Origin of the sequence: Salinisphaera sp. (assembly GCF_002729955.1) — a bacterium.
Taxonomy (GTDB): Bacteria; Pseudomonadota; Gammaproteobacteria; order Nevskiales; family Salinisphaeraceae; genus Salinisphaera.
The window spans coordinates 1-16,412 of sequence record NZ_PBYA01000009.1; the positions used below are offsets into that span (position 1 = coordinate 1).

A 16,412-nucleotide genomic window follows, 5' to 3' on the forward strand; every position below is an offset into this window, starting at 1 on the left:
AGCGCACTCATGCGTTCGATAGGTCCGTGCGTGCGCATGCGCGCGCAGCCGTTGATAGCGCTCGAACAGCCGGCACATCAGATAATCGCCACACCAGTCCGTGAGCATGAGCTGGCCGCCTCCGGTCATAGCGACCCGCAATCCGGGCGTATCCCTCGGCCACGTTTTTGTTCGGAGCTTCGGTTTGCATATCGGAGCACAACCCTGCGAATAAATGGCCGGCGTTATATATCGTTGGGGCTATGCCAAACACGGATGGCGCGGGGCATGTTTTGTCTAAGAACCCGGACACAGCAACATGTCTGTGCCCGGGGCAGCACACTCTCAGCCGTTATTTGTTCGGCTGCTTGGTCATGCGAAGATAGGGCTTGAGCTCGTTCCAGCCGGCCGGGAACAGCTTCTCGGCTTCTTCATTGGACAGCGCCGGCGACACGATCACGTCGTCGCCGTCCTGCCAGTTGGCCGGGGTGGTGACCTTGTAGTTGTCCGTCAGCTGCAGTGAATCGATCACCCGCAGGATCTCGTCGAAATTGCGCCCGGCACTCTTCGGATAGGTGAGCGTCATCCGGATCTTCTTGTTGGAATCGATGATGAACACGCTGCGCACCGTCGATGTGTCGCCGGCGTTTGGGTGGATCATGTCGTAGAGTTCCGCGACCGTGCGGTCGGAATCGCCGATGATCGGGAAATTCACGGACTGGCCTTGGGTTTCCTCGATATCGGCCGACCAGCGTTTGTGATCATCGACCGAATCCACCGAGACCACGATGGCTTTTACGGCGCGTTGGGCGAACTTCTCCTTGAGTCCGCCGACCGCGCCCAACTCCGTAGTGCAGACCGGTGTGAAATCGGCCGGATGCGACATCAACATGCCCCAGCCGTCGCCGAGCCATTCGTGGAAATCGATGCGGCCTTCGGTGGTGTCGGCCGTGAAATTCGGTGCGGTATCGCCTAGACGTAGGCTCATTTCTATACTCCTGTTCGATGAAGAAAAGGCCGACGGCCTCAATTCCGGTGGCCGCCGGCGCGCTCGTATCTAGCCCTGGTCGGTTGAACCGTCAGTGCCGTCCATATTCTCCATCTTGCTCTGCATCATCTTGTTGCAGGTTTCCATCATGTCGTTCATCTGACCCATCATTTTCATCATGGGCATGTTGCCATCGCCCATCATGCCCATGCCGTGGCCCTTGCCCTCCTGGCCTTGCATCATGTGGCCCATGTTGCCCTCGGATGCCGGCTTCGCGTCCTCGCCTTGCGTTGCGGCGAATACGGCGGGCACGCCCGCGATCAGGGCAGCGGCGATGATCGTTTTTACTGTTGTACGCATGTTTCTAGTCCTCTTTGGGTTGGTCGGAAGGTGCGCTCGATGACGCGATCTGATTTGAATAACGGGTTTGAGTATCTGGTTCCTGCCGGGACGTTGCACCATCGGTAGCGGTCGGCCGCATACTCCACATCATCCAGCCCATCATGATCATGCAGGGCAGGGTGAACAGCAGCGGGACGGCTCCGATGGTCACGACCCAGTCCCAGTTGAATACAAGCCCGACCGCCGCGGCGGCAACGCCGCCGACTAATAAGCTGCGGGGTTCGAGCCAGCGCCGGGCTGGAGGCACGGAGTCGGGTGACGTCGATTTTCCGGAATCACAGCTTTTCATCGTTTGTTACCTCGGTAATTGCCTGAATAAAGGCTCAATACGTCGTGTAAACGTCGCCATTCAGCGTTTTGATGACGAACGGTTCGCTCTTTTTGCCGGGCATGCCCGGCGAGCCGCTCGGCATGCCGGGTAAAGCGATACCTCGGATATCGGGTTCCTCGCGCAGCAGCTTGGCAACGACCGGCTCAGGTACATGCCCGACGACGACGTAGTCGCCGATGAGAGTGGTGTGACAAGACGACAACGCCGGTTCGACGCCGTGCTTTTCGTTGAGAGCCGCCATATCGTCCGTGTCGAGCACGTCCACCTCATACCCCTTGGCGTTGAGGTAGTCGGCGTACTGCTCACAGCACATGCAGCCCGGGTTGTGGTAAAGGCGAGCCTGTACCGGTGCCGCGATGGCCGCGCCGGTCGAGATAAACAGAACGAGCATGAGCGTCAGGCGCGCCACGGTCGCATTACGTAGTTGGGTCATCGGAAGAACTCCACGTGATCTAGGGAGTTCCGGAAAGCCGTTAGGCGTGCACATGCGACGTAATGGTTGATGTCGCATGACAGACCAGCACTGACCGCAGAGGCGCGGTCTGTGTAAGCTCAGCCGGAGTTTGTGACGCGCTCAGGCGTCAGTCAGATCAAGCGTGGATAGCTCGCGGGGGAAAAGGGTCGGGCCCTTCGAGTTGGCGGCCCAAATGCGTTTCGATGTGAAACGTGGGCACCGCAGGTGGCAGGGGCGTAACCCCGGCAGTGTTATGCGCAACATCAGCCATTATGCCGCAGATGGCCACTGCGCAAGTCGAAGTCGCCGCGGTTGAGTGCTGCGGCTTCGTGGTGTCGGCCTGACATAACGAGCAATCGCTTGACGCGTTCTCGGCCGGCATGGTCCACGCCATGACCGCTGGACTGGCCAGCACGCTGGTGAATACCAGCACCAAGATCAGCGCGTGGAGCACTTTAGACTTCATGTTTTCAATATAGGCCACAAATATGCCGTAAACAATACCCGGAGTGTGGTACGGGGCCGTTATTTTTTAGACGATCGGGGAATAACGCGGCATCTATTTCGGAACGGCCCGACCTTAATTCGTAGAGGGCCTTTTATTTAGTCGTTTTCGATGTGTGTACAGTCAAAACGTCGAAGCGAGAGGTGTCGGTGGTTCCGCAGCCGCGGGAGCGAATGGCTCGGGGTCTCAGACGGTGCGCTTTATGATCGTTGGGGTTTGGTGGTGTATTGATTCAAGCGCAGCCAGTTCGCCGTTGATTTCGTCGGCACCACGACGTAGAGAGATCTCAATATCGTGTTTGCCTTCTCGGCGCGCCTGACGTTCGCTCCGCTCTGATCGTATTCGTCGAAGAAAACCAGCTTGCCGCATTCGTTATCTAGGCCGATTTCGATTCGCACCGTGTCCCCGGGTATATCAGCGGGGCCGTGGCGTGCCGCGGTGTAGATCCGGTTTGCCATTGACACCCTCGCTCTAACAGATCGGTGCCTGGAATACCTGCACGGATCCGTGTGCCGCTGGGGCCGACACTCGCCCCGAGCCCACGCAGGCCTGCATTCAATCGTATGCCAAGAGCAATCGTTCACTGAACGACGGAAACGAAAGCCATCTGATCGTCGCAAATCCTGGTCCGGATCACTGCGAAAGTAGCAACGACGATGTCTTAGTGCGCCGTTGAGCAGCGTGGGTTGAGAACGGCGGCGAAGGTTCAGGCAAGAAGTTTGGAAAGTCCGCTTTGGGTCGTTAGCAGCCGCAAAATCCGATCCAGTTCTCCAGCAACTACGCGTTCGCAGTCGGTGGTTGCTCGACTCAAATCGCTCGGACTAGCCGTTGGTCGTTGACGCTATGGGGTAAGAAGTCGTGCGGAGCGAGGCACGGGTTCTGTTGAAGGGGAGAGCCAATTGCGCTCACTCGAGGCGGTGAAATGATCTGTCCGCCTTCATGTTGGTGGGGAGCCTTGATGTGGGTATGTAACGTATCGGCTTCGGGACTTAGCGTCGGCGTTTCGACAAAGGTGCTGGCTATATTGCCGATCGACTATAGAGCCGGTTTATAGTCGATTGCATATAGGTAGTCACCGCATGACCCTTCGTGGCTTTTGCTGGTGGACCAAGTCAGCACGATCGAAAGGGCGGCAACCATCGGCGCCAAAAATATTACTCGCGCCAGTTCCATGGCTCTTGCGAAGACGCTTCGTCCGAACGTCCCCGTGCCCGTTGCCGCTCCTTGCCTTGAAGCTTTACCAGATCCAACGGACTGATGGGCACATGCGGCAGCACATTATCGAGGGTACGGTACTCGCCCAGTGCGCGAAGCACGCGGACCAGGTTCACCGTGGTTACCGGCGATCCATTCTCCAGATGGGAGACGGTCTTGCGGGATACGCCCGCCTCGTTCGCCAGTGCCTGTTGGGTCAGGTTGCGGTTGAGGCGGCGCCGCGCAAAGCGCGCACCCAGTGCTTCCAACGCTGCCGTATCCCCGCATTCCAGAAGATCGATAACGTCCATTATGAGCGCCACTAAAGACGGTTGAGGTCTTTAGTGTACCCTTCGGTGGGCATAAAAGATTTGCTGTGGCGTGCGATGCCGGCTGGGCAATTCCTATACTTTGCTGTTGTGAAATCCCTGTAGGTCGTTGGCGCTGACGGTGAGCGCGCCGCCAGCGCGTTCCGTACCCCGCCAACCGGAGCCTTGGAGCGTTTTCGCCCGTATCGCGATGCGCGCGTCCGTGAACTTCCGGCATCATGCGCCGCAGTTGTCTGACCGGGGGAGTTCAATGCGTGCAGCCTGTCGATCGGGCCTGGCTATGGTTCTGATGGTGGTGCTGCTTTGGGTTAGCACGGCACCGGCGCACGCCGCCGTGCGCATCGCCTCCTGGAACCTCAAGCATCTCGGCTGGAACCACGACAAGGATCTCGAGGCCGTTGCACAGGTCATCCAACGCTTCGATTTCGTCGCATTGCAGGAGGTCATGAAGCCTGCCGCCGCGAAGGCGCTGGCGACACGGGTGTCGCAGCGATCCGGCGAGCCCTGGGGTGTGGTGGTCTCGCATACCTTGGGAGACAACCACTACAAGGAAAGCTATGCCTTCCTCTGGCGTAAATCCGCGGTGACCAACGACGGTGGCACAACCGTCTATCTCGATCCGGGTAACCATTTCGCGCGCGAGCCTTTGTCCAGTCAGTTCACGGTCACGGTTGATGGCAAGCCGGTTCAGCTGACCGCGGCGACCATCTATATCCTCTATGGCGACAGCAAGCGCGATCGGGCCGCCGAAATACGCCAGCTCGACGAGTACTGGCAATGGCTTGGTGAGACATTCGACGGCGAGCGCATTCTGCTCGGTGACTTCAACATGCCGCCGGAGGATCCCAGCTAGCAGGCCTTCGACGGCATGACGCAACCGGCGCTCACACAAGGCGCGAGCACACTTGGCCAAACCGGCTACGCCAACCTGTACGACAATATCTGGACCGATGGCACGTTGCCGATTTCCATGCGAGGCATCGCTCGCTTCCCGACATGGGTCGGTCTCGATCACGCCACGGCACGTGATCGGGTCTCGGATCATGCGCCGGTGTATATAGTGCTGGGCGAGGACATCGTGCGAACCGATCAAGCCTCAAGAAGGCGAATCGAGACGACTCCAACGTCTTGTATCGATCTGAACCAGGCTTCGCTAGATGCGCTGGATCACCTCGCCCATGTCGGGCCGAGCCGTGCCCGCGATATTGTGGCCGGACGACCGTGGCAGCGCATCGGGGGCCTCACACGCGTTTCCGGCCTGAGTGCCGGCCGTGTGGCCGACATTGCCGGCAATGGCTAGGTCTGCCCGATACGGTAGCGGGTCTGGAATACACATTGACCTTACCTCGCATAGATTTATCGCGTATTCGCGGCATCGTGTTCGATGCGTTCGGAACGACCTGTCGCGGTGAGCCGCTCTCCAAATTTGTGCCGTGGCACGAATCCCTACCGAGTGCGGCGCGACAACGGCTTCTCGATCGGTGGATGGCCGGCGAGATCGGCCCCGCGGAACTGATCGACTGCGGCGATCGTCGCCAGGCCCCGCCACGCGATGTGTTGGGACGGGCACTCGAGGCCGGGTTAGACGAAGTCCATGCCTATCCCGATGTTCCGCCTGTGATCAAAGCATTGAGTCGAAGGGGCTATCGCCTCGTTACAGCCAGCAATCTCGTCGTGCCCTTCGGCCGCGCGTTGGAACACGAACTTGGGGCGTGGATGGATGGATTCGCACTGTCCTACGAGGTTGGCGCCCTCAAGCCGGATCGCCGGATGTTCGAGGCGGCCACCCGTCACCTCGATATGTCAGCAGATCAGATCCTGGTCGTCGGCGATTCCGTCACCGATGACATTGAGGGGGCGCATGCGTTGGGGATGGCATCGATCCAGGTGGATCGTAGCGGCAAGGCAGCCAATGCCATTGCCAGTCTCGAGCCGCTGTTGTCCCTTTTGTCGAAGCCCGCAGACGTCCAGCCGACTCGTTCTTGAATGTCCTGCTCGGTGGGTCGATCGAACGCTGTTCGTTGCGATCGAAGACGTTGAATGCCGACGGGATGTTTCCGCTATTTTAAGCTGAGAATAAGCGGTTCCGAGCGGTTACGCTGCTTAGGCCACCCAGGCGTGGCGCTAATATTAGACGACGAAAGGCGCGCCACCATGCGTATTCGAATCCTGTCCGACCTGCACCTCGAAGTCGGGCCGGCCGCGATCCGTGACGACGTGGACTGCGATGTTGTCGTGCTGGCCGGTGATATCGACAGCGGCACGAACGGGCTGTATTGGGCGCGAGAAGAATTCGATCGACCGGTCATCTATGTGCCGGGCAACCATGAGTACTATCACCACGATATCGTTGAACTAGCGCCGTTGATGCGTGAGACCGCTAACCGGCTCGGCATCCACCTGCTCGATAACGAGGAAGTAACGATCCAAGGTCAGCGCTTTCTCGGCACGCCGTTGTGGCCCGGGCTGCCCCGTGAACCGGTTCAGCGGGCAGACACCGCGAAACTCTGGAACGCACGGCTCAACGACTTCCGCTGTATTCGAGCAGCCGACGCGTCAATCACGCCCGAACACATAAGCCGCTGGCACGCTGGCTCGATCCGCTTCCTCAAGGACGCGATTAACGACCAAGCACCAGCCGTCGTGGTCAGTCATTTTGCGCCAACCGTTTCGATGCAGAACCCGAGCTTCGCGGGTGATGCGCTGACGTCGTATTTCCAGAACGACCTGGACGAACTGATCGGTCCCGGCGTGGCGCTGTGGGTGTATGGCCATAACCACCACAGCTGCGATCGTGTGGTTTCCGGAACGCGCGTGGTCTCTAACCAGCGCGGCTGCCCCGGCGAAAGTACCGGATTCGATCCGGGCAAGACGGTCGATATCTCTACGCCCTCAGCACCGCGATGAATTATTGGTGCTCAGCAGCTTGGGCTATACATGCGCTCGGAGCTTGTCGCGGATTACTTCGAGCCCTCCATCGGAGTCGATCTCCTGCCTAGTGTGATGTGCCTTGAGTAGCGTGGGGAACGCTCTTTACTCATCACTGGCACGGGTCATCAGCGCTTCGTGTTCCGCGTCGTAGATGGCATGTTCGTATGCGCTGAGCTCGTCAGGGTTGATTAGCCGCGCAGCGCAGCGACTTCGTTAGTGCCGACACTCCGTATCTATTCGATCGCGCCACCAACCCGCATCCAGTGCTCGAGCTGTTCTTCTAACGAGCGCTGGGCGCTTGGCTTCCTGACGCGCGGAGCGCACGACTGCACGGGGGATCTTTACGTTTTCGATCGTTACGATGCCATCGCGTCTGATGCAAGCCTGCTGGGGACGAATTTTAGTACTCAAGATATCAAAGAGAATGTCGATACCTTCGACGGTCGTTCTTAAGCGTCTCTTGGGGAGCTGGACGTGCAATGCCGACCCGCCTGCTCGCGATATAAGAATATAAGTGGGCGTTCAAGAACCCTTGCTTCTCTAAATTTCACCGTACACGAGAGGGCTTTTCGGCAATGGAACTAAATGACGAAGTACAAAACATTCGCGAGAAGCTGAACAAGCAAAGAGCATCGACCGTTTCAATCGCGCTTTTCGGACAGCCGGGGGCCGGAAAATCGTCGCTGATCAATAAGATCGTTGGAAGACAGGTCGCGGAGGTCGGCGTGGAAACTGATAAAACAACCGATGCGGCACGATATCACCACAACGGCATCGATCTAATCGACCTGCCCGGATATGGCACCAGACAGTTTCCCCAAGAGCGGCTACGCAGAACGCTTCTCGATCATGAGCATGGATTTATTCCTGTGCGTCGTCTCCGGAAAGCTACACGAAGCGGACTCCGAGTTTTTCCGGGATCTCCAATCAAAAGGCAAGGTATGTATATTCGTATCGAATATGCGTGACCAGATGTGGGAAGAGGGCATCCCGATTGAAGAACTGGAACAGCGTAGGACGCAGGATATTCGAAATCATGCGCAATCAGACGCGCATGTAGTGTTCACCAGCTGCCGGGATGGCGCGGGGCTGGACACTTTGGTTACGGAAATTCATAAACACTTGGATGGGGCGAAGAGAGAGCGTTGGGAGCGTGGCGCCAAGGCATACAGCGAAGAGTTTCTGAGTCGGAAAAAAGCCGCGTGTGAGAAGTATGTGGCTTACGCTGCCGTAGCGGCCGCGGCGAACGGTCTGAATCCAGTACCGGGAGCGAACGTCGCCGTTGATTTAGCTGTCCTGACGAAACTATTTCGTGAGATCAGGAGCTGTTACGGGTTAGATAACGACCATTTGCTCGCGATGAAAGATTCGGCAATCCCTGCTATTGGCCAGGTTGCAAATAATGTCTTGAGCTACGCGACGAAAGAAGGTTCACTCCTATTACTGAAGCGATATGCGGGTCGTGAGGTGGCGCGCAACGTCACACGCTATGTTCCGTTTGTCGGCCAACTTATCGCTAGCGGCATCGGTTACGCGATCACTTCGAGCGCTGGCTTCAGTTATCTGAACGATTGCCATCAGCTCGCCGAGAGCGCATTAGAATCGCAACTGACCCCGTGCTGAAGGTTTAGTACATGTGGTGGCTTGAACCGACAGTATCGCGGCGTGTTGGGAAATTGTTTTTCGGATCGCTGCTGCCCTCGGCCGCGACGCCGACTACATCGAAGCCCTCGTTACTGGAAGACAATCTTGTTCGGCTCGCCCGGGAACTAGCGGTGGATCGGCGTCGCCACACGTTAGTGATAGGTCAGCCCGGTTCCGGAAAATCTTCTTTACTGAAAAATATTACAGAGGATCAGATTAGACCAAGACCGGTCATTGGAATTGAAACAGACGCTACGAACTGGTCTTTGGATCGCAACTGTAATCTGTTGAGCATCTTTGACAATGAAGTATTCGTCGACGCACCAGGGTTCGATACGCTTTCGCATCCGGTAAAGAGCTATCTGGACAAGTTCCCTTGGCGGTCGTTCTCCAGGTATGTGTTCGTGCTAAGCGGCAAAATTCGTGATGCTGACGAGGCCGTTTTCACTGTATTGAAGAGCCGGGGCGATGCGGCTCAAATTACTGTGGTGCGGTCCAAATCGGACGCTTTGACTAAGGCCGCCCGTGACGACGTTGCTGCGGATATTGCGACGACGCTTGGTATACGAAAGCGCGAACTGGTTCTGTTGAGTAGTAGAACAGGCGATGGAATCGAAAAGCTGCGCGCGCGGCTTTTCGATTAATATAAGGAGGGGCGGTAACCCGCTAATGTAAACAGGGCCGCCTTGAGTTCAGATGGCGAACGGTTCTTCGAGATGGTCGTTGCGCGATCAGAGGATGCCGACGACGCCTGAGGTCGGTATCACCCCTGCGGCTTGGATGAACAATCTACTGAGAAGTCATGTCTGATGTGCTGACAGTCAGCCATCTAGTTCCCAGTGTGGCACCGGGGTGAACTTCTCGATCAGGAAATCGACAAACGCGCGTACCTTGCGCGACAAATGCCGCCGATGCGGATAGAGCACGTAGAAGGCAGAGTAGTCATGCGGGTATTGCGGTAACACGGCGACTAGCCTGCCTACAGCTAGATCCGGCGCCACCAGCCAGTTTGAAAGCCGCGCCAGCCCCACGCCTGAGCGTACGGCCTCATGCAGACCATCGGCCGTATTACTACGAAAGCTTCCATGTACGCGGAGTACGCGCCGCCCTGAATCGCTATCTTCGAACGCCCGGTCATTGAACTGGTCGAGCGTGGATAGCATCAGGCAATTGTGGCCCGTGAGATTTTCCGGCATGTTCGGCGTGCCGCGCCGTGCCGTGCCGTGCCAGATAAGAGGGCGCGGCGCGGATGATGCGGCGATTGACGATACGATGGGTGTCGCGCGAAGGCGGGGGCGGAATTCGAATAGTCGAGTCTGAGCTCGCTATGGTTCGACTGCGAGCGGATCTTCGAGATGGTGTTGCGCTGCCGCTACTGCAATCGACAGCGTATCTAGAAATTCTTCCGTTTCCTGCAAATTCAATCGTTTGCGAGATGAATTCTTGCCTGGGACCGGTGCAAATCTAAACCGTTTTAGATGACGCGCAAGGATTTCTGCGAGTTGGTCATCCAGGGAAACCCAGACATTGTCGATTGATAGTCGCCCTCGCGAAACATCGATCAGGCTAGTGAGCCCGGTCGGTTCAGTTACCCGAATTGTTTTGTCTCGAATATCGGGATGATCTGGCGTCAACGCTGTTTGAGGTCCCGCGCTCTCCCCTGGATCGCTATTTGCGAATTCCTCGATTTTGCGCATTCGGTCCTCGCGGGTCGGCTCGCGATTGACGAGATCCTGGAGTGATCGTGTGAGCAGTGCTGCCACCAGCTCTTCGGGCGGTAGGAGCGGGTGGTTCGTTACATTTGGATTCGAGGTTGACTCGAAGGGATGGCCTACAACGCGAACGCCGATAATATGATCGACCAACTCGCCTGACCCGTAGACAGGGCATATCTGCGAGACGCGGAAGTTAAACTCTATCGCGCGACGCACGAATGCGCCTTTAATATCGTCCAGAATCTGGGCGAAATGACGATAAGGACGGGGTTTAAAGCTATAGTCGACGCTGTACTCACCTGTTGGATCATTCATGTTTTAACTCGCGGTCTGTAAACGGGTCATTAATAATTAATAACCGAAAACGCGAGCCTGGTCGACCGTTTAAAATGAGCTAGATAGTAAGAAAACGTTTTGTTGTTTATTATATAAACGAAAAACCATATTAATTATATAATATCGATGTCCGGGCGCCTGTATTACGCACTCGTGCGCATGCAAATTACGGCCAGCGCGAGCAGAAGGTGGCGGCGGTCAGCTTTCTCTAGAACGAGGTCCATACCGTATCCCGTTCTTCTCTGCATTCGCTTATGCCGGCTGAGGAGATTGAAAAGTTCCTCGGATTCTCTATCGAATAGAAGGTCGTTATCTGTAGGTTGCGAGAGCTGCTTCAGCAACCAACGTCTGAGGTCGTCGCGTTTAATACGGCACTCTGTAAGAGCCACGTCGATTTCTCTTAGTGCTGGCCCCTGATCGTGCGCCCGAGGAATACGTAAACGCGAGCGAGCTCTACGACGGCGGCCTGTCAGATAGTTCAATCGGAGCCCGCGATCATGCTCACCGAGCAAGTCTACGACCACACGGTATCGCTCGAGTGATACGCCGCAGTGGTAAGCGCCGGTCAGAGTAGCTATGCCCTCTCTAACGTACAGAGCGACTCGACCGGCCAGTTCTGCAGTCAATGCTATGTTCGACGTTGGTATAGTAGCTGCTGGCGTTTCGTGCTTTGGCGGTTGCCGTTTATGCAGGGCGGCAGGCAACCACGCCGAATTCCATCGGCTAAGGTGCGGCGTCGTATCTGTAGCACCGCGATGCGTACGCCAGCGATCAATGTGTGTCGCAGGGTAGCCCAATAGCGCAGCTTCAGTGCCCCGCGGCAAACCGGCCCATGGTGGAACCTGAGAATGGAGCAAGGTAATGCTATGCGCATACCAGATCAGCGTGGTGCGCGGCGTCGCGTGACCCATTTGCCGGGATAGATACCGTAGCTGTAGGCAGCGTGGCACATGTCGAACGGGGTGGAGCCTCGCTGGGGCCGCGTTAAGTCCGGCTACTGGCTTTAGTGTCTGGAGCGGAGAGATCGTATGCGTCGGATGCGTTGCTAGGATCGCGGCGGTCGCATGGTTGTGGCGCGCGACATGGCTGCGAGCGTGCCGGTCCATAATACGCATGGAGGCGTGTCGCCTAAACGCGGTCGAAATCGCCCGAGCAACTGCGGGAATGCCCATGCCGGGTGCCGCCAGCAGGAGATCGCTATCGAGGTTCGAAGATCGGGCCAAACGTGGTAGCAGCGCCTGTATGCGGCTCGTGTTCTCGACGTCGATCGGTACCGACACCAGGCGGCGACTGCTCAGCGTTTTGAGGCCGCGCCGTCTGGTCGGGTGTACATGTACGGTCAGCGCTGATTGAAGATGGAGGTCGCGTCGCATGAGCCCGGCCGTTTCGCGAAGACGCAATCCGGCCGACATCTGTATTCGAATAGCTGCCTCGGCAAGTGCGGCGGTGTCGGCCGACGTATCGAGGGCCAGAGTGTCGAGTGCGGTATCCGTTGCAACAGCGAGATCGCCGACGATGGCATCGATTTCCCATTGCACGGCCACGTAACCGGGTTGGCGTGGCGTTTGCACGTCGAGACCGTCGAATACGCGTGCCAGATCGAGGTCGAACCCGACTCGTGCTAGTACCCGGGCGAAATGCGCAATCGCGGGGGCGACAACACCGATGCCGCGGCGCGTCCCGCCGGAACGTTCCTCGATAGCGATCTGGCGAAGTGCCGCTTCGAAATCGTCGCTTTCGATATCGAATATGTTCCCGGCGCCCACGTGCGTAATCAGCCGCCTGCCGATCGCCACCAGATAATCGTACGCCGTACTGTCTGCGAGTTGACGTTCGTCGCGTAGGTAGACGACAAGGGCGGCTAGCAGTGCAATCAGGCTGGTTGCGCCGAAACGATCAGTGAGCTGCTGATGCCTATGGGCAAGCTGCGTGACGGCAACTCGCCGCTTGCTGGCGTCATTCAGATCGTGAACCAATCGGCGAAGACTACGGTATTCGTTAAGACCGGACGCACGCGCCGGGAATTGGTTGTTCTGGTTCGAATAGACGTGCGCGGGCGTGAACTCTGCCGGCGCCTGAGCACCAAACAGTGGGCATGCGCGCTCCAAGGCGAGGCCTACTGTTTGTAGCGCGCCGCGCTCCCAGGCGCTACGCGTACCCGGTAGGAATGCCTGGCGAGCAAGACCGACTAGAAGGAGGGCATCGGCCAGGACGGAACCTTTGGCCGTCGACAAAAACGGCCGGAGTTCAGGCTGTGCCCGCAGTGCCGTATCGAGTTGCGGAATAGTAGGCGGTCGAGTCCGGCAGCGCCTTTGGAACGCGATGAGGGGGACCACGTCGCCGGTGAGCAGCTGACATTCTGGAACGTCGTCAGAGCCTGGCTGTGAACTAAGCGGAACCTCCGCAATTACGCCACGTTCGAAGCCGTCGAACGTATGGAGCGGGATCGTCGGGTCCAGCAATCGTAATATTCGATCCTGGGTGGTGCCGGCGCCGTAGAGCGCTAACAACAGAACGGTCGCGGCCAACGTCGCATCCACGTCGTTTTTACCGAGCCCGCGATCGAGAGACGTCAGACAAATCTTTTCCAATTCAAGCGACCATCTCGTCGCGTCGAGGTTTACGAGCGCTAGGGCGCTATGTGCGCGATCCGGGATATGCAGTGGTGGAACGTATGGACGCCGGAGTTGCCGGGCGCCGCCATGTCCAACTGCTGCCTTCGCGATATGGGTATTCAAGGCCTCTCGTGTGGCCTGCTGTATCGGAAGGGGCTCCTCATTTATTTCTTCAAGCAGTGTCTGGATTGCCTCGGGCGGCACTAGCCAGTCCTTATCCTTGGTCGCTTGCTCGACGCAGGCGCGTGCGAGTTCGATGCCACGTAATCGTTCTGCCTCGTCGGGCCGGATACGCGATTGCGCGCTCCGGTCGCGTCTGGCTTTCGCTAACCGCCGGTAGGCTGAAATGATCGAGTCGGCCGGTGGAGCGGCTAGGTCCGCTGGCGGATCGTAACGGGTGACGGTGCCGATGAGCTCGCACCCGAGCGCATGAAGATAAAGCTGTAGACCATCCGCAAGACGCTCAGCAAACTCGAAAGGCGAGTCGGGATCACATTCGTTGAATGGCGTGCCGCCGATGCTATGGCCCATCTGTAAGGCTATGTCCGATCCGGCCAGATTAAATTTAACTGCGTTGCTGGCGAAAAGGTGTCGTAGAAGAGGTAGCGGGACAGCCCATTCTGGCCACGCGGATGCGATCGCGTGCGGCGTAAGTGGTTGAGTCGCGTAGCTGCATTCCTCCCCCGTTACGGCAAACCAGAATGCCCCGTCGCCACTCAGCGCGCCTCGTACCGATGCTAGTAGTGCAACGTTTTCATGTTCGTTTTTTTCGAGCTGGCGTTGCAGGCGTTCCAGCTGGCGGACATAGCCTTCGAGCTGACGCGTGAAGAGTTCAGGGAGAACGCAGATGCGTGCGTCGAGTTCCGGTTCGGTCGTCTTGTCCGCGACCATTGCCCACGTCCATCGTGGGCCACTTTTCCTTGGCGATAGGAAATGTCGTCGAGTCATCTGCGCTATCGGCGCCGTGAAGCGGTTCGCCGTGGTCGCGCCGAACAGTATGGCCAGATAAAGACCGAGCGCTGCAACACCGTCGACCATTACCGGCAGAGGCGCTTTGCTCAATCGAACGCGCCCAGACGTGCTTGAGACCATCGCAGAGAAAGCGATTTGAGCGCGCTCAAATCGAACTGCTGCCCGGGGCGCGCCAACCAGGATATGTGCTGAACCCACGTCCCCGCTGAGTTCGATCCCGAACGAAGTCAGGGCGTCGGAATAGATCGTGCGAAGGCGCGTTGCCGGCGTTGCGTAGTAGTGACTCGAAGCGAGCGAATGCTCGAGGGACGAACCGGCTAGCCATTGTGGTTCGCGTAGATGACCGGTCACCAGGAAAACCGCAACCGGCAGCGTGTGCATGAGACGCGTCTCGGTGAAGCGGGGTACCTCGCTACGTAGCTTGTCGCGGACTTCCGTCCAGGTATGTGCCCAGGATTCGGTTGCGCCGATCTGATCGAGTATTGCCAGGCTTTTCATGCCGGCCAGCCTGCTTAAGGCTCCGGCAAGGGGTTTGGCAAAGGGGAGGTCGAGTTCGCGAACTGGCCTGTCGAACCAGCTTTCAGGCAAGCCGCGTAATTCAGGCAACTGTGGAATGGTCCCAGTCCAGCCAGTGTCAGTGACTCGAAGGCTTCCCTCAACGGTGGCCATGCTGTCGCCTAGATAATTCCGAATAGCGTAAATGCATTCGTCGCGACGCCGGCCAGTCACGAGCATGAGCGCCAAGCAGATATGAGCAGCCATTTCCATCGGTGGGCACGATGAGCTCGACGAAAATCGGGCCAAGAGCCATCCCCAGACCCGTGCGCTCTCACCGCTACTGAGTACGCGGTCCGAGTCCGGCAATAGAGCTCCCTCAAGATGGTGACGAGTCAGTTGGTCGAACTCGAATATTGCTAGTTTCACCTCGCGTTTGGTCGGCAGTTCGAGAGGCTCGTCCTCCTCCTGAAAAATATCTAGCGCGAAGGCGAGCTGAAAACCTTCCAGGTCTTCAGCGGGAATTTCATTCGTTGGCGGCGCCTCGAGCTCCGGAGAGGGTGGAACGAAGGTCGGAATGCTCGTGAGACCCCCGGGAGTTACTCGTGGTAATGGCCTCCCCGGGCTTGGGGGAGATCGAGGCTTACCGGGATCGTCGGTGCTCGGCGGCTCTGGCGATGCGGACGGCGGATCTGTAGAGCTATATTTTGTAGCAAGCGCTTGGAGGGCAAATGCGGTTGCGAGCTTCGCGTCGTCCTCAAAATACGGCCTTAGCAGAGCCGTGAGGGCGGCGGATTCGATGGCCAGATGCCACCGCTCGGTGAGGATTGAAGACACCGTGCCGTCGAACGCATACGTGGGTTGGACGGTCAGAACGTCGCGTATTGTCTTGGCCGCTTCGGTTTCGTCTTGGCTCAGCGTGCGACGCGTGATTACGCGTAACAGCAACGACCGAAGAATGCCTAGCGCCTTGGGTTCGCCGCGGCGCGGTATGAATGCACCGTAGTAATAGGATCGGCCGAGGACACCGGCCAACGGGTGGAATGAACCTTTCGCGGAACTCGGGTCACGTTGGAAGTCGACGCTGAAGGCGTGCGCGACTTGTGCTAACTGTTCAACACGTTTGCGCTCGTGTGCGCTGTAGAAAGGGCGTAGCTCGTTCAAGCATTCACTAATCGCTTTGGAAGCGACTGCGCCTAGCGGTATGCCGCCAGAGTCCAGAACTCCGAGCGAGGGACGCGAAAGGCGGCTAATCCGAACGGCGGTCGCGCTCGAAACGATGTCGATCCGCGCTTCGAGAGCGAAAGCGGCTATACGGTCATGGAAGGCTGGTTTGGCTGAGCCCATCATGGAGCCATTTGCGTAGTTGAACCTTCAACCGCAAGCGGTTCTAATTGACGGCCTGTGAACGCCGCTACGCAAAAGTATCGGCCGAAAGAGCTGTAACTATAGGCAATTAACGCCACGTGGGCGCGATAGAGGAAAAGTAACGGCAATGGAAAGCATGCCGTTAAATATGGCT

The 16,412-nt window shown here is 57.8% G+C and carries 17 protein-coding genes; 7 read left to right on the forward strand and 10 right to left on the reverse strand.

Going from position 1 to position 16,412, the window contains the following annotated elements; all coding sequences use genetic code 11:
• Positions 1-331: 331 nt before the first annotated feature.
• From CMN27_RS02820 to CMN27_RS02845, 6 genes are all read right to left on the reverse strand, one after another.
• On the reverse strand, positions 332-967 hold the full coding sequence (locus CMN27_RS02820) for a peroxiredoxin (protein WP_293623890.1): 636 nt from the start codon (positions 965-967) through the stop codon (positions 332-334).
• A gap of 69 nt (positions 968-1,036) precedes the next feature.
• Positions 1,037-1,327 carry a hypothetical protein gene (locus CMN27_RS02825; protein WP_293623891.1) on the reverse strand — a complete coding sequence of 97 codons (291 nt, stop codon included), beginning with the start codon at positions 1,325-1,327 and terminating at the stop codon, positions 1,037-1,039.
• Between the two features lie 4 nt (positions 1,328-1,331).
• Positions 1,332-1,658: a hypothetical protein gene (locus CMN27_RS02830; protein WP_293623892.1), complete on the reverse strand. Its 327-nt coding sequence runs from the start codon at positions 1,656-1,658 to the stop codon at positions 1,332-1,334.
• 34 nt (positions 1,659-1,692) lie between these two features.
• Positions 1,693-2,133 (reverse strand): DUF411 domain-containing protein, encoded by a 441-nt coding sequence (locus CMN27_RS02835; RefSeq protein ID WP_293623893.1) that lies wholly within the window; start codon positions 2,131-2,133, stop codon positions 1,693-1,695.
• Between the two features lie 726 nt (positions 2,134-2,859).
• On the reverse strand, positions 2,860-3,117 hold the full coding sequence (locus tag CMN27_RS02840; protein ID WP_293623894.1) for a hypothetical protein: 258 nt from the start codon (positions 3,115-3,117) through the stop codon (positions 2,860-2,862).
• 696 nt (positions 3,118-3,813) lie between these two features.
• A complete protein-coding gene (locus tag CMN27_RS02845; RefSeq protein ID WP_293623895.1) occupies positions 3,814-4,164 on the reverse strand; it encodes a helix-turn-helix transcriptional regulator in 351 nt (116 codons plus the stop codon).
• Positions 4,165-4,432: 268 nt separating this feature from the next.
• Here CMN27_RS02845 and CMN27_RS02850 point away from each other — a divergent pair, with 268 nt between their 5' ends.
• The 4 genes from CMN27_RS02850 (at position 4,433) to CMN27_RS02865 (ending at position 7,089) form a co-directional block, all read left to right on the forward strand.
• Positions 4,433-5,035 carry an endonuclease/exonuclease/phosphatase family protein gene (locus tag CMN27_RS02850; protein ID WP_293623896.1) on the forward strand — a complete coding sequence of 201 codons (603 nt, stop codon included), beginning with the start codon at positions 4,433-4,435 and terminating at the stop codon, positions 5,033-5,035.
• Positions 5,036-5,050: 15 nt separating this feature from the next.
• Positions 5,051-5,482, forward strand: coding sequence for a helix-hairpin-helix domain-containing protein (locus tag CMN27_RS02855; RefSeq protein ID WP_293623897.1), 432 nt, complete (start codon positions 5,051-5,053; stop codon positions 5,480-5,482).
• A 77-nt stretch (positions 5,483-5,559) separates the two neighbouring features.
• Positions 5,560-6,168: an HAD family hydrolase gene (locus CMN27_RS02860; protein WP_366515392.1), complete on the forward strand. Its 609-nt coding sequence runs from the start codon at positions 5,560-5,562 to the stop codon at positions 6,166-6,168.
• Between the two features lie 168 nt (positions 6,169-6,336).
• Positions 6,337-7,089 carry a metallophosphoesterase gene (locus tag CMN27_RS02865; RefSeq protein WP_293623899.1) on the forward strand — a complete coding sequence of 251 codons (753 nt, stop codon included), beginning with the start codon at positions 6,337-6,339 and terminating at the stop codon, positions 7,087-7,089.
• A gap of 257 nt (positions 7,090-7,346) precedes the next feature.
• On the opposite strand, the gene CMN27_RS17420 is transcribed toward CMN27_RS02865, so the two are convergent.
• A complete protein-coding gene (locus tag CMN27_RS17420) occupies positions 7,347-7,445 on the reverse strand; it encodes a hypothetical protein (RefSeq protein WP_366515390.1) in 99 nt (32 codons plus the stop codon).
• 243 nt (positions 7,446-7,688) lie between these two features.
• Between CMN27_RS17420 and CMN27_RS02870 the strand changes: the two genes are divergently transcribed.
• Genes CMN27_RS02870 through CMN27_RS02880 form a run of 3 tightly spaced genes read left to right on the forward strand, consistent with a single transcriptional unit; the run spans position 7,689 to position 9,401 of the window.
• The gene (locus tag CMN27_RS02870; RefSeq protein ID WP_293623900.1) at positions 7,689-8,081 is read left to right on the forward strand and encodes a GTPase; all 393 of its coding nucleotides are present in this window, start codon (positions 7,689-7,691) and stop codon (positions 8,079-8,081) included.
• Complete coding sequence (locus CMN27_RS02875) at positions 8,074-8,736, forward strand: hypothetical protein (protein WP_293623901.1); 663 nt, start codon at positions 8,074-8,076, stop codon at positions 8,734-8,736. The genes CMN27_RS02870 and CMN27_RS02875 overlap by 8 nt, the downstream gene beginning before the upstream one ends.
• 11 nt (positions 8,737-8,747) lie before the next feature.
• Entirely contained in the window at positions 8,748-9,401 is a 654-nt protein-coding gene (locus CMN27_RS02880; protein ID WP_293623902.1) for a GTPase domain-containing protein, read from the forward strand.
• A gap of 177 nt (positions 9,402-9,578) precedes the next feature.
• Here CMN27_RS02880 and CMN27_RS02885 read toward each other — a convergent pair whose 3' ends face one another.
• From CMN27_RS02885 to CMN27_RS02895, 3 genes are all read right to left on the reverse strand, one after another.
• The gene (locus tag CMN27_RS02885; protein WP_366515391.1) at positions 9,579-9,953 is read right to left on the reverse strand and encodes a LysR substrate-binding domain-containing protein; all 375 of its coding nucleotides are present in this window, start codon (positions 9,951-9,953) and stop codon (positions 9,579-9,581) included.
• Between the two features lie 129 nt (positions 9,954-10,082).
• On the reverse strand, positions 10,083-10,787 hold the full coding sequence (locus CMN27_RS02890) for a hypothetical protein (RefSeq protein ID WP_293623903.1): 705 nt from the start codon (positions 10,785-10,787) through the stop codon (positions 10,083-10,085).
• Positions 10,788-10,951: 164 nt separating this feature from the next.
• Entirely contained in the window at positions 10,952-16,054 is a 5,103-nt protein-coding gene (locus tag CMN27_RS02895) for a hypothetical protein (RefSeq protein ID WP_293623904.1), read from the reverse strand.
• Positions 16,055-16,412: the final 358 nt, after the last annotated feature.